Source organism: Stenotrophomonas sp. NA06056, assembly GCF_013364355.1.
In the GTDB taxonomy this organism is placed as follows: Bacteria; Pseudomonadota; Gammaproteobacteria; order Xanthomonadales; family Xanthomonadaceae; genus Stenotrophomonas.
The window spans coordinates 1,092,023-1,112,571 of sequence record NZ_CP054931.1; the positions used below are offsets into that span (position 1 = coordinate 1,092,023).

The window sequence follows — 20,549 nt, forward strand, 5'->3', positions numbered from 1 at the left end:
CGATGTTCCCTCGCTGCCCAGAACGCAGGCGATGCCGGCGCGCGGACATGACATGCGGCGAACACCAGGGATGGAACAATCGGTTGCGACGGCATCCATTGGCGTTGCGCGCTGCAGCGTCCATTTTTACTGGCATCCATCCAACAGGAGTCACCATGAGCCTTCCCGAGCCGGTCCGCGTTCTGCGCACCATCCGTGGCATGCCCACCTCCGACGGTGCCGGTGTTCGCCTGACCCGGGTCATCGGCGGTCCGTCGCTGCCCGACCTCGATCCGTTCCTGCTGCTCGATGAGTTCGGCACCGATCGCGCAGAGGATTACATCGCCGGTTTCCCCGAGCATCCGCATCGTGGTTTCGAGACCGTTACCTACATGCTCGATGGCCGCATGCGGCATCGCGACAATCACGGCAACGAAGGCCTGCTGACCCCGGGCAGCGTGCAGTGGATGACTGCAGGCCGTGGTCTGGTGCATTCGGAGATGCCCGAGCAGGAAAGCGGGCAGATGCGCGGCTTCCAGCTGTGGGTGAACCTGCCGGCGCGCGACAAGATGACTGCGCCGAAGTACCAGGAATTCGCGCCGGAAAAGATTCCGGTGGTGCGGCCGGCAGAAGGCGTGCAGGTCAAGGTGATCGCCGGCACGGTCGATGGCACGGCGGGCCCGATTGCACAGCCGGCCACCGATCCGTTGTATCTGGATATCGAACTGGCCGCCGACCGCGCCTGGACCTACGCGCTGCCGGAAGGCCACAACGCATTCGCCTATGTGTTCGAAGGTGGACTGACGGTGGGTGAGCAGGACGCTGCGCGCGACGTGGCACGTCAGGAGCTGGCGGTGCTGGGCGGCGGCGAGCAGCTGCATCTGTCGGCAGGTGCTGACGGTGCGCGGTTGATCCTGGTGGCGGGGCGTCCGTTGCGCGAGCCGGTGATGCGCCACGGCCCGTTCGTGATGAACACCCGCGAAGAACTGATGCAGGCCTTCGTTGATTTCCAGGAAGGCAGGTTCTGAGGGGGAGCGCCGGGCTATGCCCGGCGGACGCCCGGTGTGCCGGATCCTGCGGGGACGCTGCAATGCAGTCATCCCCGCAGCCCCTCAGCGGCCGTCGGCGACGGCAGAGGGCGTCAGGTTCATGCCCTGCGCAAGCTGCTGCAGCGCGCCCAGTTCCTGGGAGCTGTCGGGATACAGCGCGATCTGCGCGTAGCGGCCCTTGTCCAGCTTGACCACGCTGATGCGGCGCTCGGCATAGCCGGGCGGCTGCTGGCCGCCCAGATCCGGCTGATACCAGTACATCGATTCACCGGCAAAGCTGCCCTTTTCCTGGCGCAGCGAGCGGGTCAGCGGAATGCCCGGATCGCGCTGGCTGAGCATCAGGCTCAGCACTTCGCGACCGTCCCCAGTGGCCGCGCGGCAGATCAGGAAGCCGGACTGTGCCTGCTGCTGCCATTGCAGGCCGCTGCTGGCGGGCAACGAAGGACATTCGACCGGGGCCTGCGCGCAGGCAGACGCCGCAACGAACAGCAGGCTCGACAAAACAACAGGCGCGAACTTCATGCATCCCCCAAGGTGGCGTGTCGTTGGCACCGCCGATGTCATCGGCGGCCGAGGCATCCCATCCCCGGATGCCGTCCTGCCCGGCACAAGCACGGGCGGATGACCAGACCTTAACGGAACGTGAGCGATCGCACAAATCGCGGTTACATCCGTAACCATTGCGGCCGAAGGTCGGCCGCAATGGCACGGTCACGGCTCAGTGGTCGTTGCCGATCCACTTGTAGATGATGCCGCCGATCGCACCGCCCAGCAGCGGGGCGACCCAGAACAGCCACAGCTGGCCAGTGGCGCCGCTGCCGGCGAAGAAGGCCACCGCCGTGGAGCGGGCCGGGTTCACCGACGTATTGGTGACCGGAATGCTGATCAGGTGGATCAGGGTCAACGCCAGGCCGATGGCCAGCGGCGCAAAGCCCGCCGGCGCCTTGCCATGGGTCGCACCCATGATCACGATCAGGAACACCGCCGTGAGCACCACCTCGCACAGGAACGCGGCTGCCACGCTGTAGCCACCGGGCGACAGCGCACCATAGCCGTTGCTGGCGAACGCACCCGCCTGGCTGCCATCAATGGCGAAGCCACTGGCACCGGAGGCGATCTGCAGCAGGATGAAGCCGGCCAGCAGGCCGCCGGCCACCTGGGCGATGATGTAAGGGATCAGGTCCTTGGTCGGAAAGCGGCCGCCAGCCCACAGGCCCACGCTGACCGCTGGATTGAAGTGCGCACCGGAGATGTGGCCGAAGGCGTAGGCGCCGGTGACCACGGTCAGGCCGAAGGCGAGGGCCACGCCGAGGAAACCGATACCCAGCGGATTGCTGTCGCCACCGAACTTGGCGGCCAGCACGGCACTGCCACAGCCACCCAGAACCAGCCAGAACGTGCCGAGGAACTCGGCGGACAAGCGTTTACCCATGCTCATGTGTTGCACTCCTTTGACGGTCTAAAGTGTGATTTATGTCACATTTCAGTGATCAGCGGGTGACTGTAGCGTCAACGCCGGGTGCAGGGATACACCTTCGGATGTGTGTAACACGCGATGCTCAATGCTCGGGCAGGGGAATGAATTCCTTGTCGTCACCGGGAATGGTGCCGAAGCGCCCGGCTTCCCAGTCGTGCTTGGCCTGCTCGATGCGTTCCTTCGAACTGGAAACGAAGTTCCACCACAGATGGCGCGGGCCATCCAGCGGCTCGCCGCCGAACAGCATCGCCTTGACCGGCGTCTTCGCGCGCAGGCGGCCGCGCGCACCGGCTTCGGGGATCACCAGGTGCTTGGCGGGAATGTCCACGCCATCCAGCTGGGCTTGGCCTTCGAGGATGTACAGCGCACGCTCGCGATGACCATCATCGATGTCGATCTCTGCATCCGGGTCGAGGTCGATCGCCACGTTGAGGGTGTCGGCGAATACCTTGACCGGCGACTCCTCGCCATAGGCGCGCCCGGCGATCACCCGCAGCCACGCGCCGTTGCGACGTTGCTCGGGCAGGGTGGCAGCGGCATGGTGGTAGAACGCCGGTTCGATTTCCTCATGCGACTTCGGCAATGCGACCCAGGTCTGCATGCCGTGGATCGGGTTGTCATGATCGCGGTCCGGTTGCGGCGTGCGCTCGGAATGGGCGATGCCACGGCCGGCGGTCATCCAGTTCACATCGCCCGGGCGGATCACCTGGTCCGACCCCAGTGTGTCGCGGTGGCCGATGGCGCCCGACCACAGGTAAGTGACGGTAGCCAGGCCGATATGCGGATGCGGGCGAACGTCGATGGCGGTACCGGGGTGCATGAGTGCCGGGCCCATCTGGTCGACGAACACGAACGAGCCGATGCTGCGGGCCTGCAGGGTGGGGACGGCGCGACGCACTTCGAGGCCGCCGATGTCGTGTACGCGCGGGGCGATGATGGTGGTCATGCGGGCGTTCTCGCTGGCAGGGATCAAGGCGGTCAGCATCGCATGCTGTCGTGACGGTGGCATTCCCCGTTCGGGTAACAGGTTGTTCCAGCCAACGGCGCAGCCCCTCGTGGCTGTTGGTTGGTTGGTCGCGTAAGGCAGAAGCAAGATCAAGAGCCGCGCTTGGCCGGGCGGGGTGGATTCGCGGGGGACGCCGTGAATCCGTCCCTGGAGCAACTGTGTTGAGAGAGGGGCCTCGGCCCCTCCGACAGTCACGCACGGTAGTGCCGGCCGCTGGCCGGCAGCCTTTTGGGGCACGCGCAGACTGGCTTCAGGCGGGGATCGATCCGCCTTGAGCGTCACGCACGCGGGCGTTGAGAATCACCAGCATCTTCCGCATCACCGCCACGATGGCTACTTTTCCTTCTTTGCCTCGGGCTCGCAGCGACTGGTAGAAATCGCGCAGTCGAGGTTCATGCCGCATGGCCGACATGCTGGCCATGTAAAGCACCTGACGGATCTCGGCCCTGCCGCCATGGATGCTTCGTTTGCCGCGCATGGTTCCACTGTCGTGGGACATGGGTGCTACACCGACCAGACTGGCGATGGCCTTGCCGCTGATCTTGCCCAGCTCCGGCAGATAGCTGGCCAATACCGCCTGCAGGACAGGGCCCACGCCTTTCATCGACTTCAGTACCGCCAGCTGGGGTTGCTGGGCAACCTGCTCGGCAATCTGCTGTCCCAAACGCCCAACCATCCTCTGCAGGCGGCTGATGCTGGCTTGCAGCAGTCGGCGCAACTCACGATCGGTCACCATCTCCTGCTGCTGGCGCGCTACGGTCAGGGCTTCCATCGTCTGTCGACGCGCCCGCACAAATTCCCGCAGCTTTTGCTGCCAGGGCTCCAGTGGCTGATAGGCGGGCAGTTTCACCAAGGCCGCCATCTGCGCCAATGCATAGGCATCCAGACGGTCGGTCTTGGCCACCTGGCCCATTCCCTGGGCCAGCCTGCGAGCCCGCAGCGCGTTGGCACGAACCACCGCATGACCGGCGTTGTGCAGAAAGTTCAGTACTGACTGTTCGTAGCCCCCAGTGGCCTCCAGCACGATCTGGCTCACCGGATGTTTCCTCAACCAGAGATCCAATTCAGCGAAACCCGAAGCGCTATTGCTAACCTGCAGCACCTCTCCGTCCGTCGTGCCGACATCCAGTTGGCGCTTGCTGACATCAATCCCGATCCCGTTCATCACCGGACTCCGTATAGTCTGGAAGGGTCGAGAGCTCCCCCGCTTGCCCAGTCTTATTACTGCGAGTGTCAGCTCCAGCAACTGTTCGGGCGGATCAAGGGAGATTCCGGCGTGGGCGCCAAGCTCCAAGGCGATCGTCGAGATCCAGGCTTGCACGGCGGCCCACGCCGGCTCTCGGCACCTACGCTGCCAGATTCCGATCAGATAAGGCTTGGCCGCGGCATCCATGCCGCGGACACCCCCGCGAACCCACCCCGCCCGGCCTCTGACAGTTTCCGTGTGCTGTCCAGCCACGGAGAAGAAAAAAGAAAATCAAGATCAAACGCTGGTCGCTTCGCTCGCATCCACGCATGGCGTGGATCTACTGTCGACCAAGGTCGACATCAACCGGAAATCGCGATTGACCGACCGTCACCGGGAAACCGTCAGGGGTGGGGCGGTGTGGGCTGGCAGGACCGTTGGCGCCATGGATGGCGCCATCGAGCCCCCATGGATGGGTTTACGGCGTGTCCTGCCAGCCCACACCGCCCCACCCAACAAACAGAAAAGCCAGAGCCGCTTTGGCCCTGGCTTTTGCTGTAGCTGTTGTTGTCTCTGCGGGTGCCGGGCCGCAGGCCCGGCCGATCAAACCACCGGTTCGCGCAGGACCGGGTTGTCCCAGCCCGGGCGCGGGGCGAAACGGTCGCCGTGGCGCTGCTGCAGTGCCTTCAGCCGCTCGACGATCGCATCGGCGCCCACCGCACGGATATGCTGGATTGGACCGCCGCGGAACGGTGCAAAGCCGGTACCGAAGATCACGCCCGCATCCAGCAGGTCCGCGTCGGCCACCACGCCCTCGTGCAGGCACGCCACGGCCTCGTTCAACAGCGGCAGGATCAGGCGATCTTCCAGATCGGCAGGTGCCTGGTAGTCGCGTGCCACGTCCGGCTTCTTGGCCCGGCCGTTCTCCCAGGTGTAGATGCCCTGGCCATCCTTCTTGCCGCGCTTGTCCGGTTCCACCGTCTGCAGCGCCGCCGGAATCTGCAGGCCCAGGAACGGTGCCAGTTCCTTGCCCACGCCCGCGGCCACGTCCAGGCCCACGGTGTCGATCAGTTCGATCGGGCCCATCGGCATGCCGAACTTCACGGCCGCCTTGTCGATCACCGGGCCCGGAATGCCTTCGGCGTATGCGGTGGCCGCTTCCAGCATGTACGGGAACAGCACGCGGTTGACCAGGAAGCCGGGGGTACCGGCCACCGGCACCGGGAACTTGCCCAGCGCCTTGCAGAAGGCCGCCAGGCGACGCTCGGTTTCAGCGGCCATGCCGTCGTGATGGATGATCTCCACCAGCGGCATCTGTGCCACCGGATTGAAGTAATGCAGGCCGGCGAACTGCGCCGGACGCTGGATGTGATCGCGCAGTTCCACCAACGGAATCGACGAGGTGTTGGTGGTCAGCAACGCGTCGAGCTTCATCTTCGGCTCCAGCGTCTGGTACAGCGCACGCTTGGCTTCCGGGTTCTCGATGATCGCTTCGATCACCAGATCGGCCTGCGCCACGCCGTTGCCTTCCAGGTCCGCACGCAGGCGCGCGGCGACGGCGGGGCGCTTGCTCTCGTCACGTACCTTCTTGGCGAACAGTGCCTGCGCACGTTCCATGGCCGGGTCGATGAAGCGCTGCTCACGGTCCTGCAGGGTCACGTCGAAGCCCTTGTAGGCGGCCCATGCGGCGATGTCACCGCCCATCACGCCGGCACCGACCACGTGCACGTGGCGGATGCCGGAATCGCCACCGCCCAGGCCCTTCAGACGTTCGGTGAGGAAGAAGATGCGGATCAGATTGCGCGCGGTCGGCGTGCTGGCCAGCTTCACCACGGCGCGCCGTTCGGCATCCAGGCGTGCCTGCACCGGCTTGCCGCCGCTGCGCTGCCAGGTGCTGATCAACGCATACGGCGCCGGGTACTGGTTCTTTTTCGCCTTGCGTGCGACCTGCTTGACCATCTGCGGTGCCAGCAGCTGGCGTGCCGGCCAGGTATTGGTGACCCATGCAAGCGCACGCTGCTTGAACGGGCGGGTGGTGCCGGACAATGCCAGCGCCACGGCGGTGTCGAGCACGACCGCCGGTGCCACCACCTTGTCGACCAGGCCGATGCCCCGTGCGGCCGAGGCCGACAGGGTGCGTCCGGTCAGCATCATGTCCATCGCCGCCGGTGCGCCGACCAGCTGCGGCAGGCGCGCGCTGCCGCCCCAGCCCGGGAAGATGCCAAGCTGGGTTTCCGGCAGGCCGATGCGGGTGGTGCTGTCATTGGACGCAACGCGATAGCGGCAGGCCAGGGCCAGCTCGGTGCCGCCGCCCAGGCAATGGCCGTGGATGGCGGCCACCGTCGGGCAGGGCAGTTCGGCCAGCTTCTGGTAGGTGGACTGGCCACGACGGATGGCATCGTTGACGGTGCCGCGGCGATCGAACTCCTGGAATTCCTTCAGATCGGCACCGGCGATGAAGCCTGCCTTCTTGATGGACTGGATCACCACGCCCTTGGGCGGGTCCATGGCGATGCGTTCAAGCAGATCGCCCAGCTCCAGCAGGACATCCTGCGACATTGCGTTGACACTGCTGTCCTGACGATCAAGAGAGAGGACCACCACGCCATCGTCGCGGATCTCGGGGTGCCAGTGGCTGAAGCGGAGACCATCGAAGCTTGAGAGCATGGACGTTCCATCCGGTTGTGTATGGAGAAGGGGGCTATGATCCAGAGGTTGTTTCCCCCGCGTCAAATCCCAATAGCAGGGGTGTGGCGCCCCGGATCGCAGGCCTTGGACCGGAACGTTAACGGAACGGTGGTTAAAAGCTGGTGCGGCGCCGGGTGATCGGCGACTGAACTTTTCCCGGGATTGGCAGTCTCATTGCCCGACGTCGGTTGGGCTGACAGGAGTGCGGCCCCTCATGGCCGATGTTGATACACCTCAGGAGCTGGATCTGGAACTGGTCCGGCGCGTGCAGCACGGCGAGAGTGCCGCCTTCGATGTCCTGGTGCGCAAGTACCAGCATCGGGTCGTGGCCCTGGTCGGACGCTACATCGCCGACTGGAGTGAATGTCAGGACGTGGCCCAGGACACTTTCATCCGTGCTTACCGTGCGATTGGAAGCTTCCGTGGCGACGCCCAGTTCTCAACCTGGTTGCATCGGATCGCTGTGAATACCGCCAAAAATCATCTGGCTTCACATAATCGCCGCCCGCCGACCGATGACATCGACATCGGCGACGCCGAGCAGTTCGACAGCGGGACACGCCTGCGCGACACCGACACGCCCGAGCGTGAGTTGATGCGACAGGAGCTGGAACAGACGGTGATGAAGGCCGTCAACGCGCTGCCGGAAGAGCTCCGGTCAGCGATCACCCTGCGCGAGGTGGAAGGCCTGAGTTACGAGGAAATCGCGCAGAAGATGGGGTGCCCGATCGGCACCGTGCGTTCACGGATCTTCCGGGCGCGCGAGGCGATCGACACCGAACTCCGGCCGCTGTTGGACATCGGCAGCGCCACCCGCGAGAAGAGCCGTATATGACCCGCATTCCGAACAACGAATCGCACAACCATCAGTCTCCCGCCGGGCAACGCCTGGACGAACGCCATCGCCAGCAGTTGTCGGCGCTGGTCGACGGCGAGCTGGGGGCAGATGAGGCGCGCTTCCTGGTGCGCCGCATGGAACACGATCCGGAACTGGCTGGCTGCCAGGAACGCTGGCAGCTGCTGGGTGACGTCATGCGAGGCCAGGCGTCGCTGCTGGCACCGGCCGGTTTCAGTGCCGCCGTGGCTGCCGCCATCGCCGCCGAGCCTGCGGCGCAGGCCGAGCCGAAGCGTCAGGCCCGCCGCAGTGGTTGGCGCGCCTGGGGCGGCGGCGCACTGGCCGCTTCGGTTGCCGCCGTGGCGCTGTTCGTCGGCCGGGAGAAGCTGCAGGAGGCGCCGCCCGTCGATGTCTCCGCACCACAGGTGATCGCCAGCCAGGCGCAGTTGCCGCCGGCATCTGGTCAACCCGCCGCTGTCACCGAGGCGTCGGTGGACACCGCTACGATGGCCGTGGCCAGCGTGCCGGCGGTGGCCATGGCCGCCGCCAGCCGTCGCCAGGACGCACGCCGCGCCAGCGCCACCCGCAGCCAGCAGGCCGCACGCGTGGCCCAGCGCGATGACGCACCGCTGCGCGCGGTCGCCAGCCAGGCGCCGCTGATCCCGACCGTGCCCGCCGGTAGTGCGCGCAACCTGCCATTTGGCGAGGTCGGCAGCCTGCAGGCACGGCCGTGGCCGCGCTCCAGCCTGGCGCCCGCCGCGGGTGGCGCTCTCAATGCCAGCTTCCCGGCCCATGCCGGTAGCGCCGCGTTCTATCCGTTCGAGCCGCGCCTGCAGGACAACCTGCCGGCGTCGCAGCACCCGCGCGACTGAGCCGGGTACCGTCACACGCCCCGCCGTCGGCGGGGCGCTTCTCTCCCTTTCCCTACGACCCGGAGGTTGCCGTCCGATGACTCCCCGACTCCGCACACAGGCCATTGGCCTGTTCGCCCTGACCCTGCCGCTGGTGGCCTGTGCCCAACCGGCGGCACCTGCCGCCCAGCCGCAGGCCGCGGCCGCCGCCGCTGCACCACGCGCACCTGCGCAACCGCTGGTCAGTGGTCTGCCTGATTTCACCAATCTGGTTGAACAGGTCGGCCCCGGCGTGGTCAACGTCGACACCACCATCGTCCGCAGCAACCGCCAGGCGCGGGGCGGCATGGGCCCGGGCGATGACGAAATGCCCGAATTCTTCCGCCGCTTCTTCGGCCCGGATTTCCCGATGCCGGGGCAGGGTCCCGGTGGTCAGGGCGGCGGACCCAGCATCAAGGGCCGCGGCATGGGCTCGGGCTTCATCATTTCGCCTGACGGTTACGTGCTGACCAATTACCACGTGGTGGCCGACGCCAGTGAAGTGAAGGTCAAGCTTGGTGATCGTCGCGAGTTCACCGCGAAGGTGGTCGGCAGCGACCAGCAGTACGACGTCGCCCTGTTGAAGATCGACGGCAAGAACCTGCCGACCGTGCGCGTGGGTGACTCCAACAGCCTGAAGCCCGGTCAGTGGGTTGTCGCAATCGGCTCGCCGTTCGGCCTCGACCACTCCGTTACCGCCGGCGTGGTCAGTGCCCTCGGCCGCAACACCGGTGGGCCGGACCAGCGCTACGTGCCGTTCATCCAGACCGACGTGGCGATCAACCAGGGCAATTCCGGCGGTCCGCTGCTGAACACCCGCGGTGAAGTGGTCGGCATCAACTCGCAGATATTCTCGGCCTCCGGTGGCTACATGGGCATCAGCTTCGCGATCCCGATCGACCTGGCGATGAGTGCGGTTGAGCAGATCAAGAAGACCGGCAAGGTCACCCGTGGCCAGCTCGGCGCGGTGGTGCAGGAAATCGACGGCCTGAAGGCACAGGCAATGGGCCTGCCCGACAGCCGTGGTGCACTGGTCAACCAGATCGTGCCGGACAGCGCTGCGGCCAAGGCCGGGGTCAAGATCGGTGACGTGATCCGCACGGTGAATGGTGCGCCGGTCAACAGCTGGTCCGATCTGCCGCCGTTGATCGGTGCCATGGCACCAGGCAGCCGCGTCACCCTGGGCGTGATCCGTGACGGCAAGCCGCGGGACCTGAGTGCGACCCTGACTGCCTTGGCCGAGGATGCGCAGGGCAATGCCCGCAGCCCGTCCGCAGGCAATGACACGGCTGCTCCGCAGACAGGCGCCAATGCCCTGCTTGGGTTGGAGGTTGCCGACCTGACCGCGCCGCAGCGCAAGCAGCTGGGCCTGGAGGCGGGTGAGGGCGTGCGCATCACTGCAGTGAAGGGCGAGGGCGCCCGTGATGCCGGCCTGTCCGGCGGCATGGTGATCCTGCAGGTGGCCAGCACCCCGGTCGGCAGCGTTGAAACCCTGAACCGTGCGCTGTCCGGGTACAAGAAGGGCGACGTGGTCATGCTGCTGGTCCGTACCGGCAGCGGCAACAGCGCCTTTGTGGCGGTCAAGGCCGGCCCGTAAGAACGGATGGCCGCCTTCGCGGCGGCCCTTGTGGTGTCCCCGAAGCCCCGCCCTGGCGGGGCTTCGGCCATTCCAGGCCCGTCCGGCCAGGCCAACCACGCCGCTACCCTCCGGGCGTGCGATAATCCACCGTTACCCTGACGACGCCGCGCGCCGCCGCCACCTCTCTATGTCCTCTGATTCGATGCGGAACATCCGCAACTTCTCCATCATCGCCCACGTCGACCACGGCAAGTCCACGCTGGCCGACCGCATCATCCAGCTCTGTGGCGGCCTCCAGGCCCGCGAGATGGAAGCGCAGGTGCTCGACTCCAACCCGATCGAGCGCGAGCGTGGCATCACCATCAAGGCGCAGTCGGTGTCGCTGCCGTACGTGGCGAAGGACGGCCAGACCTACCACCTGAACTTCATCGACACGCCCGGCCACGTCGACTTCTCCTATGAAGTCAGCCGCTCGCTGGCCGCCTGCGAAGGCGCGCTGCTGGTGGTCGATGCGGCGCAGGGTGTGGAGGCGCAGTCGGTGGCCAACTGCTACACCGCCGTGGAGCAGGGGCTGGAAGTGGTGCCGGTCATCAACAAGATCGACCTGCCCACCGCCGATATCGAGCGTGCCAAGGCCGAAATCGAGGCCGTCATCGGCATCGATGCCGCCGACGCCGTGCCGGTCAGCGCCAAGACCGGCCTGAACGTGCAGGACGTGCTGGAAGCCATCGTCCATCGCATCCCGGCCCCGGTGCCGCGCGATACCGACAAGCTGCAGGCGCTGATCATCGACTCCTGGTTCGACAACTACCTGGGCGTGGTCTCGCTGGTGCGCGTGATGCAGGGCGAGATCAAGGCCGGCGACAAGCTGCAGGTCATGTCCACCGGCCGCAACCACCAGGTCGACAACGTCGGTGTGTTCACCCCGAAGCGCAAGGTGCTGCCGGCACTGCGCGCGGGCGAGGTGGGCTGGGTCACCGCCAGCATCAAGGACGTGCACGGCGCTCCGGTCGGCGACACGCTCACTTTGGCCGGCGACCCGGCACCGAAGCCGCTGCCGGGCTTCCAGGAAATGCAGCCGCGCGTGTTCGCCGGCCTGTTCCCGGTCGATGCCGAGGACTACCCGGATCTGCGCGAAGCGCTGGACAAGCTGCGCCTGAACGATGCTGCGCTGCGCTTCGAGCCGGAAAGCTCCGAGGCGATGGGCTTCGGTTTCCGCTGCGGCTTCCTCGGCATGCTGCACATGGAAATCGTGCAGGAGCGCCTGGAACGCGAATACAACCTGGACCTGATCAGCACCGCGCCGACGGTGATCTATGAAGTCCTGAAGACCGACGGCACCATCGTCAACATGGACAACCCGGCCAAGCTGCCGCCGGTCAACCATGTGCAGGAGATCCGCGAGCCGATCATCCGCGCCAACGTGCTCACCCCCGAGGAGTACATCGGCAACATCATCAAGCTGTGCGAAGAAAAGCGCGGCAGCCAGCTCGGCATCAACTACCTGGGCAGCCAGGTGCAGATCAGCTACGAGCTGCCGATGGCCGAAGTGGTGCTGGACTTCTTCGACAAGCTGAAATCGGTCAGCCGCGGCTATGCCTCGCTGGACTACCACTTCGTCCGCTTCGATGCCGGCCCGTTCGTGCGCGTGGACGTGCTGATCAACGGTGACAAGGTCGACGCCCTGTCGCTGATCGTGCACCGCAGCCATGCCGATCGTCGTGGCCGCGAGCTGTGCGAGAAGATGAAGGACCTGATCCCGCGCCAGCAGTTCGATGTCGCCATCCAGGCCGCCGTCGGCTCGCAGATCATCTCGCGCACCACGGTCAAGGCCATGCGCAAGAACGTTCTGGCCAAGTGCTATGGTGGCGACGTTTCGCGCAAGAAGAAGCTTCTGGAAAAGCAGAAGGAAGGCAAGAAGCGCATGAAGCAGGTCGGCCGCGTGGAAATTCCGCAGGAAGCTTTCCTGGCCGTGCTGCAGATGGACAACAAATAAGCCCCGAAACCGGCCTTCGGGCCGATCGTCCGGTGACGTTGCAAAGGACCCTGAATGAAACTGTTTGAGATCCTCCTGGTCGTGCTGACCCTAGCCTCCGGCCTGATCCTGCTGGCCGACAAGCTGTACCTGGCCAAGCGTCGCGCCCAGCGCGCCGGCCTGCTCGACACCGAGCCGGTGCTGGTGGACTACTCGCGTGCGTTCTTCCCGGTGCTGGCGATCGTGCTGATCGTGCGCAGCTTCATCGCCGAGCCGTACAAGATCCCGTCCAGCTCGATGATGCCGAACCTGCTGATCGGCGATTTCATCCTGGTCAACAAGTTCTCCTATGGCCTGCGCCTGCCGATCACCAACACCCGCTTCGTGCCGGTCGGCGATCCGGCCCGTGGTGACGTGGTGGTGTTCCACTTCCCCGGCCATGGCGACAACGACCCGGCCAAGGGCGAGAACTTCATCAAGCGCGTGATCGGCGTGCCGGGCGACACCGTCGTGTTCGAAGGCGACGGCGTGATCCTCAACGGCGAGCCGCTGAAGTACGACAACAAGGGCATCTACGCCGGCCACAAGGGCCAGGGCGAGGGCGCCAACCTGCTGGTCGAGCACTTGCCGGGCCGTACCCACACCGTGCTGGAGACCGACTATCCGCGTGGCCAGGGCCAGTGGACCGTGCCGGCCGGCAAGTACCTGGTGATGGGCGATAATCGCGACAACAGCGACGACGGCCGTTTCTGGGGCCTGCTGCCGGAAGAGAATCTGCGCGGCAAGGCCTTCCTGATCTGGCTGAACTGTCAGGGCTGGTTCTGCAAGGACGGCTTCGAACCGTCGCGGATCGGTTCGAGCATCAACTGACTTCACATCCACTCGCGTATCTGGGGAGAACGCAATGAAGACGATGAACACGCAGCGCGGCATGACCCTGACTTCGTTCCTGGTTGTCCTGATCGTGGTTGGCTTCTTCCTGTACGTCGGCATGAAGCTGTTCCCGATGTACCAGGAGTACTACGCAGTGCGTTCGGCGATGAAGAGCCTGGCCAACGAGCCCGGCGTGGGCAGCATGGAGCCGGCACGCATCCAGTCGATGTTCTTCAAGCGCCTGGACATGAACTACTCCGACAGCCTGAAGCCGGCCGACGTCAAGTTCGACCGTCGCGACAATGGCTGGACCCTCAAGGTCAACTACGAAGTGCGCCGCCCGCTGGTCGGCAACCTGGATGTGGTTGGCAAATTCGATTCTTCCCAGGACCTGACCCGTAGCGGTGCCGAATAAATCTTTCCAACGTGAAGACCTGATCGGTCACGCCTTCCGCGATCCAGACCTGCTCAAGCAGGCGCTGACCCATCGCAGTGCGGGCGCGCCGCATAACGAGCGGCTGGAGTTCCTTGGCGACAGCATCGTCAACATGATGGTCGCCGAGGCGTTGTACCTGCGCTGGCCCAAGGCGGACGAAGGCGCGATGACCCGCGCCCGCGCCGAGCTGGTGCGCGAGGGTGCGCTGGCGGTGATCGCACGTGCCCTGCAGCTGGGTGACCGGCTGACGATGGGGCCTGGCGAAATGAAGTCCGGCGGCCATCGCCGCGACTCGACCCTGGCCGATGCCTTCGAGGCGGTGGTCGCTGCGATCTACCTGGATGTGGGTTTTGACGCCTGCCGGGCGAAGGTGCTGCCCTGGTTCGCTGCCTCGATGGAGGCGCTGCCGGCCACCGGACGACCGGAGAAGGACCCCAAGACCCGCCTGCAGGAATGGCTGCAGGGCCGACAGAAGGCGTTGCCACAGTACGAGCTGGTGTCAGAATCCGGTGACGACCACGCCAAACACTTCCGGGTACGCTGCAACGTAGCCGACCCCGCCGCCAGCACCGAGGGCGAAGGCTCCTCGCGGCGGATTGCCGAACAACAAGCGGCTGCGGCCGTCCTTGAACAACTGGATTCCAAGTGAGCGAACAAACTCCCCATCATTGCGGCAGCGTGGCCGTCATCGGCCGCCCGAACGTGGGCAAATCGACCCTGACCAACGCCTTGGTCGGGGCCAAGGTCAGCATCGTGTCCAACCGGCCGCAGACCACCCGTCACCGCCTGCTGGGCATCGCCACCTACCCGGAAGGACAGCTGGTACTGGTCGACACGCCCGGTCTGCACAAGGTGCAGAAGCGGGCGATGAACCGGGTCATGAACCGCGCCGCCCGTGGTTCGCTGGAAGGCGTGGACGCCGGCCTGCTGGTGATCGAAGCCGGTCGCTGGGACGAAGAGGACAGCCTGGCGTTCAACGTGCTGCGCGACGCCGGTATCCCGGTGGTGCTGGTGGTCAACAAGATCGACCGCTTGAAGGACAAGGGCGCACTGCTGCCGTTCCTGCAGGAAGTGACCGCAGGCCGTGACTTCTCGTCGGTGCATCCGATTTCGGCACAGAAGCGCAACGGCCTGGAAGCCCTGGTGCGTGATGTGCTGGCACTGTTGCCGGAAGCTCCGCCGATGTTCGGCGAAGACGAAATCACCGACCGCAGCCAGCGCTTCCTGGCCGGCGAACTGGTGCGTGAACAGCTGATGCGCCAGTTGGGCGAAGAGCTGCCGTACGCCACCACGGTGGAGATCGAACGCTTCACCGAGGACGGCAACCTGCTGCGCATCGGTGCGGTGATCTGGGTCGAGCGCGAAGGCCAGAAGGCGATCGTGATCGGCAAGGGCGGCACCCGCCTGAAGGAGATCGGGGCCAAGTCCCGCCTGCAGATGGAGCGACTGTTCGGGGCCAAGGTGTTCCTGGAAACCTGGGTGCGGGTGCGTGAGGGCTGGTCCGATGACGAGGCCGCGCTGAAGGCCTTCGGCTACGAATAAGCCGCGACGGTCGCTTCGATGCTGATCGAGGACGACACTGGTTTCGTGCTGCATGCGCGGGCCTATCGCGAGACCAGCCTGCTGGTCGAGGTATTAAGCGCCGAGCACGGCCGGATCGGTCTGCTCGCGCGTGGAGTTTCCACGGCCAAGGGCCAGGTGCTGCGGGCAGCCCTGCAGCCTTTGCAATGGATCCGCTTCAGCGCCCTGCAGCGTGGCGAACTGGCCCAGCTGCGCGGTGCCGAAGCGCTGGATGTTGCGCCGCGCCTGCATGGCCAGGCCATGCTGGCCGGGTTCTATCTCAGCGAACTGACCCTGCGGCTGGCGCCGCGCCAGGATCCGCTGCCGGAGTTGTACCTGGCCTATGGCGAAGCGCGGGCGCGTCTGGCTGTGGGGGCCGGACTGGCCTGGACACTACGCCGTTTCGAGCGCGAGCTGCTGGCGGCGCTGGGTGTGGGCTTCGATCTGGAGACCGCCAGCGATGGCCAGCCGATCGACCCGGCGGCACGCTATGAACTGGATCCGCAGGAAGGGCCGCAGCGCCTGCTCAGCGAGCGTGGCGGCGAACGTCGTGCGGCGGCTACCGGCTCGGCACTGTTGGCGCTGGCAGCCGACGACGAACCGGACGCAGCGGATCTGGCCAGCCTGCGCCTGCCGATGCGGCGGGTGCTGGCCCATCACCTTGGCGCACGCGGCTTGAAATCGTGGGAGATGCTGGAGCAGTTGGCACCCAGGCGTTGAGGGTGGGGGTGCCCGGCAGGGCTGCGCCCTGCACCCGCAGAGGCCGGAGCAACAGCAACGGCAACGGCAACGGCAAAAGCCGGCATTCCGTGGGATGGCAGGGCGGGTCCGGTTGCGGGGGACGCCGTGAATCCATCCATGGAGCAACTGTGTTGAGAGAGGGGCCTCGGCCCCTCCGACAGTCACGCACGGTAGTGCCGGCCGCTGGCCGGCAGCCTTTTGGGGCACGCGCAGACTGGCTTCAGGCGGGGATCGATCCGCCTTGAGCGTCACGCACGCGGGCGTTGAGAATCACCAGCATCTTCCGCATCACCGCCACGATGGCTACTTTTCCTTCTTTGCCTCGGGCTCGCAGCGACTGGTAGAAATCGCGCAGTCGAGGTTCATGCCGCATGGCCGACATGCTGGCCATGTAAAGCACCTGACGGATCTCGGCCCTGCCGCCATGGATGCTTCGTTTGCCGCGCATGGTTCCACTGTCGTGGGACATGGGTGCTACACCGACCAGACTGGCGATGGCCTTGCCGCTGATCTTGCCCAGCTCCGGCAGATAGCTGGCCAATACCGCCTGCAGGACAGGGCCCACGCCTTTCATCGACTTCAGTACCGCCAGCTGGGGTTGCTGGGCAACCTGCTCGGCAATCTGCTGTCCCAAACGCCCAACCATCCTCTGCAGGCGGCTGATGCTGGCTTGCAGCAGTCGGCGCAACTCACGATCGGTCACCATCTCCTGCTGCTGGCGCGCTACGGTCAGGGCTTCCATCGTCTGTCGACGCGCCCGCACAAATTCCCGCAGCTTTTGCTGCCAGGGCTCCAGTGGCTGATAGGCGGGCAGTTTCACCAAGGCCGCCATCTGCGCCAATGCATAGGCATCCAGACGGTCGGTCTTGGCCACCTGGCCCATTCCCTGGGCCAGCCTGCGAGCCCGCAGCGCGTTGGCACGAACCACCGCATGACCGGCGTTGTGCAGAAAGTTCAGTACTGACTGTTCGTAGCCCCCAGTGGCCTCCAGCACGATCTGGCTCACCGGATGTTTCCTCAACCAGAGATCCAATTCAGCGAAACCCGAAGCGCTATTGCTAACCTGCAGCACCTCTCCGTCCGTCGTGCCGACATCCAGTTGGCGCTTGCTGACATCAATCCCGATCCCGTTCATCACCGGACTCCGTATAGTCTGGAAGGGTCGAGAGCTCCCCCGCTTGCCCAGTCTTATTACTGCGAGTGTCAGCTCCAGCAACTGTTCGGGCGGATCAAGGGAGATTCCGGCGTGGGCGCCAAGCTCCAAGGCGATCGTCGAGATCCAGGCTTGCACGGCGGCCCACGCCGGCTCTCGGCACCTACGCTGCCAGATTCCGATCAGATAAGGCTTGGGCGCGCCATCCATGGCGCTTACACCCCCGCAACCGGACCCACCCCGCCTTCGACAGATTTCTGCGATCTGCCGGAATGGCATGGCCTGCTCTTGGTGGGTGTCGACCTTGGTCGACACGGTAGATCCACGCCATGCGTGGATGTTCTACGTTCAATTTTCGAACTATTCGATTTCGATGGAGATTCATCCACGCATGGCGTGGATCTATCAGCCATCGGGACACTGTCGAGGCGGCGACCAAGCCCCATGGATGGATTCACGGCGTCGACAGTTTTCTGCTGCTGTTGGTAGGTGTCGACCTTGGTCGACACGTAGATCCACGCCATGCGTGGATGCTCTTTTTTCAATTGTCGAAACCTTCGATTTCGATGGAGATTCATCCACGCCTGGCGTGGATCTACTGGCCACCGGGAAACTGTCGAAGGCGGGGCACTGTGGGTTTGCGGGGTGTGAGCCGCATGGATGCGGCGACCAAGCCCCCATGGGTGAGGGCGCTTTGCTTGCGAAGCACTGCTTCGCAAGCGTCCGAACGCACAGCCGCCGGCGGCTGGGCCGGTCTGGGGGTTCACGGCGGCCCCGCAAACCCACAGTGCCCCGCCATCCCGCAGGAAGCCGCTTTGGCTGTTGCTGTTGAGGTTGCCGGCCAGCGGCCGGCACTACCACGGTTGCCGGGCGCAGCCCGGCCGAACCGCTCAGTGCAGCAGAGCCGCTACAGCCGCCCGGAACACCGCCTGCGCCTGCCCCGATTCTGGCGTGTGGTGCAGCTGCCGGACCGCACGCGCCAGCCGCGCCGCGCCCACGAACCCGCAACTGGCCTGCAACCGGTGCAGCTGGCTGCGCAGCTGGCGCTCGTCATGCTGGTCCACGGCCTGTTCGACCGCGTCGCGTACGCCCGGCAGTTCGGCCAGGAACAGTTCGCGCAGTGCGATCAGGTGGTTGCGCTGGCCATTCAGCGCGGCCAGGGCCGCAGTTTCGTCCCAGTCCTCCAGCGCCAGCTCGACCGCCGCTGGCGGCGCCGTGGAGCCGCCGGGGCTGTTGACCAGTGCGCGCCGGACCGCCTTCAGCAGCTGGTCGCGACCCAGCGGCTTGACCAGGGTGTCGCTGAAACCTGCCTCGCGCAGGCGTGCGTGAATGGCAGCATCGCCGTCAGCGGTATGTGCCAGCGCGGGGGTGTCCGGGTGTGAGCGGCGCAACTGGTGCAACAGCTGGGCACCATTGCCATCGGGCAGGTTGACGTCGATCAGCCACAGATCGTGGGCCCCGGGCTCGGCGCGCGCCAAGGCGCTGGCCAGAGAATCGGCGGTGTCCACATCCGCTGGTAACGTTTCCAACGCCGCTTTGAAAAAACCACGGCTGATGATGTCGTCCTCGACAAGCAGGAAGCGGGGTCGACTGGCCCGCGGGGTCATCTGCATCAGGGCTGCCTCCATGTCAGCTGGGGTCAATCATCAAGCACGGCGGCGGCGGGCGCAAGCGGCCAGCGGCCCCGCCGGTCAGGATCTGCGACAATACCGCCCCACTTTTGCCCGCAGCCTGTTGCCACGTGGCCCGATCCCGCTCCCGTATCGACCGTACTCCCTTCCAGACCGAGATCCTCGACCTCAGCCATGATGGTCGGGGTGTTGCCCGCCGTGAAGGCGAGGGCGGCAAGGTCACCTTCATCAGCGGTGCCCTGCCGGGCGAAGTGGTGATGGCCGAACAGACGGCCCGCAGCCGCCACTTCGATGAGGCGCGCACGGTCGAAGTGCTGCAGGCCTCGCCGCAGCGGGTCACCCCCAAGTGCCCGCATTTCGGCACCTGCGCCGGCTGCGTGCTGCAGCACCTGGACGAGGACCAGCAGATCGTCGCCAAGCAGCGTGTGCTGATGGACAACCTGGAGCGCATCGGCCACGTGAAGCCGGGCACCGTGCTGCCGCCGCTGGTCGGCGACAGCTGGGGCTACCGCCGCAAGGGCCGGTTCTCGGTGCGCCGGGTCGAGAAGAAGGACAAGACCCTGGTCGGCTTCCGCGAACAGGACCCGCGCTTCGTCGCGGACCTGCAGCAGTGCCTGACCGTGATCCCGGAAATCGGCACCAAGGTGGAGGTGCTGTCGACCTTCATTGAATCGCTGGACGGCAAGCGCGACATCCCGCAGATCGAGTTCATCGCCGGTGACCAGGCCGTGGTGCTGACCGTGCGCCACCTGCAACCGCTGAGTGATGCCGATCGCGCTGCCTGGGCGGCCTTTGGCCAGCAACAGGGCTTTGTCATCTACCTGCAGTCGGGTGGCGTGGATACCGTGCAGCCGCTGGACGGGCAGGGTGTAGCGCTGTCGTTCCGGCTGGCGCCGTGGGACGTGGAACTGGCGTTCCGCCCGCTGGACTTCATCCAGGTCAATGCCAAGCTCAACGAGAAGATGATTGCCCACGCGCTGGACCTGCTTGAGCCGGGTGCCGACGAGCGCGTGCTGGACCTGTTCTGTGGCCTGGGCAACTTCACCCTGCCGCTGGCGCGCAAGGTTCGCGAAGTGGTGGGCGTGGAAGGTGATGCCGGGCTGGTGGCGCGTGCGCGCGAGAACGCCGAGCGCAATGGACTGGCCAACGCGCAGTTCTACAGCGCCGACCTGACCCAGGACCAGCGCAGCACGCCGTGGATGCGCCAGGGCTTCGACAAGCTGCTGCTGGATCCGCCGCGTTCGGGCGCCATTGAAGTGCTGCAGCAGCTGCCGTTGAAGCAGTTCAAGCGCATCGTGTATGTCAGCTGCCATCCGGGCTCGCTGGCCCGCGATGCCGGCTACCTGGTCAACGAACAGGGCTTCACCCTGGTCAGCGCCGGTGCGATGGACATGTTCCCGCACACCGCACACGTGGAAAGCATCGCGGTGTTCGAAAAGCGTTGATACCTGCAGCGCCGGGGTCTGCCCGGCGCTTGCCTCGCTGCCTGCA

At 65.7% G+C, this 20,549-nt stretch carries 18 protein-coding genes; 11 read left to right on the forward strand and 7 right to left on the reverse strand.

The features are described 5' to 3' along the window. Positions 1–155: 155 nt before the first annotated feature. The gene (locus HUT07_RS04710; RefSeq protein WP_176019962.1) at positions 156–1,007 is read left to right on the forward strand and encodes a pirin family protein; all 852 of its coding nucleotides are present in this window, start codon (positions 156–158) and stop codon (positions 1,005–1,007) included. 84 nt (positions 1,008–1,091) lie between these two features. On the opposite strand, the gene HUT07_RS04715 is transcribed toward HUT07_RS04710, so the two are convergent. From HUT07_RS04715 to HUT07_RS04735, 5 genes are all read right to left on the reverse strand, one after another. Beyond that, positions 1,092–1,550 carry a hypothetical protein gene (locus tag HUT07_RS04715; protein WP_176019963.1) on the reverse strand — a complete coding sequence of 153 codons (459 nt, stop codon included), beginning with the start codon at positions 1,548–1,550 and terminating at the stop codon, positions 1,092–1,094. A 196-nt stretch (positions 1,551–1,746) separates the two neighbouring features. Further along, positions 1,747–2,466, reverse strand: coding sequence for an aquaporin Z (gene aqpZ / locus HUT07_RS04720; RefSeq protein WP_176019964.1), 720 nt, complete (start codon positions 2,464–2,466; stop codon positions 1,747–1,749). Positions 2,467–2,587: 121 nt separating this feature from the next. Next, complete coding sequence (locus HUT07_RS04725; RefSeq protein WP_176022472.1) at positions 2,588–3,451, reverse strand: pirin family protein; 864 nt, start codon at positions 3,449–3,451, stop codon at positions 2,588–2,590. A gap of 310 nt (positions 3,452–3,761) precedes the next feature. Then, the gene (locus tag HUT07_RS04730) at positions 3,762–4,676 is read right to left on the reverse strand and encodes an IS110 family transposase (protein ID WP_176019965.1); all 915 of its coding nucleotides are present in this window, start codon (positions 4,674–4,676) and stop codon (positions 3,762–3,764) included. Between the two features lie 624 nt (positions 4,677–5,300). Further along, entirely contained in the window at positions 5,301–7,364 is a 2,064-nt protein-coding gene (locus HUT07_RS04735; protein WP_176019966.1) for a 3-hydroxyacyl-CoA dehydrogenase NAD-binding domain-containing protein, read from the reverse strand. Positions 7,365–7,599: 235 nt separating this feature from the next. Between HUT07_RS04735 and rpoE the strand changes: the two genes are divergently transcribed. The 9 genes from rpoE to recO all read left to right on the forward strand — a co-directional run bounded on the left by rpoE (position 7,600) and on the right by recO (position 16,253). Then, positions 7,600–8,220 carry an RNA polymerase sigma factor RpoE gene (gene rpoE, locus HUT07_RS04740; RefSeq protein ID WP_025877103.1) on the forward strand — a complete coding sequence of 207 codons (621 nt, stop codon included), beginning with the start codon at positions 7,600–7,602 and terminating at the stop codon, positions 8,218–8,220. Continuing rightward, on the forward strand, positions 8,217–9,092 hold the full coding sequence (locus HUT07_RS04745) for a sigma-E factor negative regulatory protein (RefSeq protein ID WP_176019967.1): 876 nt from the start codon (positions 8,217–8,219) through the stop codon (positions 9,090–9,092). Before rpoE ends, HUT07_RS04745 begins: the two co-directional genes overlap by 4 nt. 76 nt (positions 9,093–9,168) lie before the next feature. Continuing rightward, the gene (locus tag HUT07_RS04750; RefSeq protein ID WP_176019968.1) at positions 9,169–10,707 is read left to right on the forward strand and encodes a DegQ family serine endoprotease; all 1,539 of its coding nucleotides are present in this window, start codon (positions 9,169–9,171) and stop codon (positions 10,705–10,707) included. 184 nt (positions 10,708–10,891) lie between these two features. Continuing rightward, positions 10,892–12,685 carry a translation elongation factor 4 gene (gene lepA, locus HUT07_RS04755; RefSeq protein ID WP_176022473.1) on the forward strand — a complete coding sequence of 598 codons (1,794 nt, stop codon included), beginning with the start codon at positions 10,892–10,894 and terminating at the stop codon, positions 12,683–12,685. A gap of 54 nt (positions 12,686–12,739) precedes the next feature. Beyond that, positions 12,740–13,534 carry a signal peptidase I gene (lepB, locus tag HUT07_RS04760; protein WP_025877111.1) on the forward strand — a complete coding sequence of 265 codons (795 nt, stop codon included), beginning with the start codon at positions 12,740–12,742 and terminating at the stop codon, positions 13,532–13,534. A 34-nt stretch (positions 13,535–13,568) separates the two neighbouring features. Next, the gene (locus HUT07_RS04765) at positions 13,569–13,952 is read left to right on the forward strand and encodes a DUF4845 domain-containing protein (RefSeq protein WP_176019969.1); all 384 of its coding nucleotides are present in this window, start codon (positions 13,569–13,571) and stop codon (positions 13,950–13,952) included. Beyond that, the gene (gene rnc, locus HUT07_RS04770) at positions 13,942–14,622 is read left to right on the forward strand and encodes a ribonuclease III (protein WP_176019970.1); all 681 of its coding nucleotides are present in this window, start codon (positions 13,942–13,944) and stop codon (positions 14,620–14,622) included. The genes HUT07_RS04765 and rnc overlap by 11 nt, the downstream gene beginning before the upstream one ends. Continuing rightward, a complete protein-coding gene (era, locus tag HUT07_RS04775; protein ID WP_006382863.1) occupies positions 14,619–15,515 on the forward strand; it encodes a GTPase Era in 897 nt (298 codons plus the stop codon). Before rnc ends, era begins: the two co-directional genes overlap by 4 nt. Positions 15,516–15,533: 18 nt before the next feature. Further along, entirely contained in the window at positions 15,534–16,253 is a 720-nt protein-coding gene (recO, locus tag HUT07_RS04780; RefSeq protein WP_176019971.1) for a DNA repair protein RecO, read from the forward strand. A 241-nt stretch (positions 16,254–16,494) separates the two neighbouring features. On the opposite strand, the gene HUT07_RS04785 is transcribed toward recO, so the two are convergent. Together HUT07_RS04785 and HUT07_RS04790 are read right to left on the reverse strand one after the other, a co-directional pair. After that, positions 16,495–17,409, reverse strand: a complete 915-nt coding sequence (locus HUT07_RS04785; RefSeq protein ID WP_176019965.1) for an IS110 family transposase — start codon at positions 17,407–17,409, stop codon at positions 16,495–16,497. 908 nt (positions 17,410–18,317) lie between these two features. After that, positions 18,318–19,040 carry a response regulator gene (locus tag HUT07_RS04790; protein ID WP_100461487.1) on the reverse strand — a complete coding sequence of 241 codons (723 nt, stop codon included), beginning with the start codon at positions 19,038–19,040 and terminating at the stop codon, positions 18,318–18,320. Positions 19,041–19,168: 128 nt separating this feature from the next. Here HUT07_RS04790 and rlmD point away from each other — a divergent pair, with 128 nt between their 5' ends. Then, positions 19,169–20,503 (forward strand): 23S rRNA (uracil(1939)-C(5))-methyltransferase RlmD, encoded by a 1,335-nt coding sequence (gene rlmD / locus HUT07_RS04795; protein WP_100461416.1) that lies wholly within the window; start codon positions 19,169–19,171, stop codon positions 20,501–20,503. Positions 20,504–20,549 lie beyond the last annotated feature (46 nt).

Coding starts and splice junctions, on each gene's coding strand:
- recO (WP_176019971.1), top strand. CDS start 15,534: ATGCTGATCGAGGACGACACTGGTTTCGTGCTGCATGCGCGGGCCTAT.
- rpoE (WP_025877103.1), top strand. CDS start 7,600: ATGGCCGATGTTGATACACCTCAGGAGCTGGATCTGGAACTGGTCCGG.
- HUT07_RS04785 (WP_176019965.1), bottom strand. CDS start 17,409: ATGAACGGGATCGGGATTGATGTCAGCAAGCGCCAACTGGATGTCGGC.
- HUT07_RS04715 (WP_176019963.1), bottom strand. CDS start 1,550: ATGAAGTTCGCGCCTGTTGTTTTGTCGAGCCTGCTGTTCGTTGCGGCG.
- lepA (WP_176022473.1), top strand. CDS start 10,892: ATGCGGAACATCCGCAACTTCTCCATCATCGCCCACGTCGACCACGGC.
- aqpZ (WP_176019964.1), bottom strand. CDS start 2,466: ATGAGCATGGGTAAACGCTTGTCCGCCGAGTTCCTCGGCACGTTCTGG.
- HUT07_RS04725 (WP_176022472.1), bottom strand. CDS start 3,451: ATGACCACCATCATCGCCCCGCGCGTACACGACATCGGCGGCCTCGAA.
- HUT07_RS04735 (WP_176019966.1), bottom strand. CDS start 7,364: ATGCTCTCAAGCTTCGATGGTCTCCGCTTCAGCCACTGGCACCCCGAG.
- HUT07_RS04730 (WP_176019965.1), bottom strand. CDS start 4,676: ATGAACGGGATCGGGATTGATGTCAGCAAGCGCCAACTGGATGTCGGC.
- HUT07_RS04765 (WP_176019969.1), top strand. CDS start 13,569: ATGAAGACGATGAACACGCAGCGCGGCATGACCCTGACTTCGTTCCTG.
- HUT07_RS04710 (WP_176019962.1), top strand. CDS start 156: ATGAGCCTTCCCGAGCCGGTCCGCGTTCTGCGCACCATCCGTGGCATG.
- HUT07_RS04790 (WP_100461487.1), bottom strand. CDS start 19,040: ATGCAGATGACCCCGCGGGCCAGTCGACCCCGCTTCCTGCTTGTCGAG.
- HUT07_RS04745 (WP_176019967.1), top strand. CDS start 8,217: ATGACCCGCATTCCGAACAACGAATCGCACAACCATCAGTCTCCCGCC.
- lepB (WP_025877111.1), top strand. CDS start 12,740: ATGAAACTGTTTGAGATCCTCCTGGTCGTGCTGACCCTAGCCTCCGGC.
- HUT07_RS04750 (WP_176019968.1), top strand. CDS start 9,169: ATGACTCCCCGACTCCGCACACAGGCCATTGGCCTGTTCGCCCTGACC.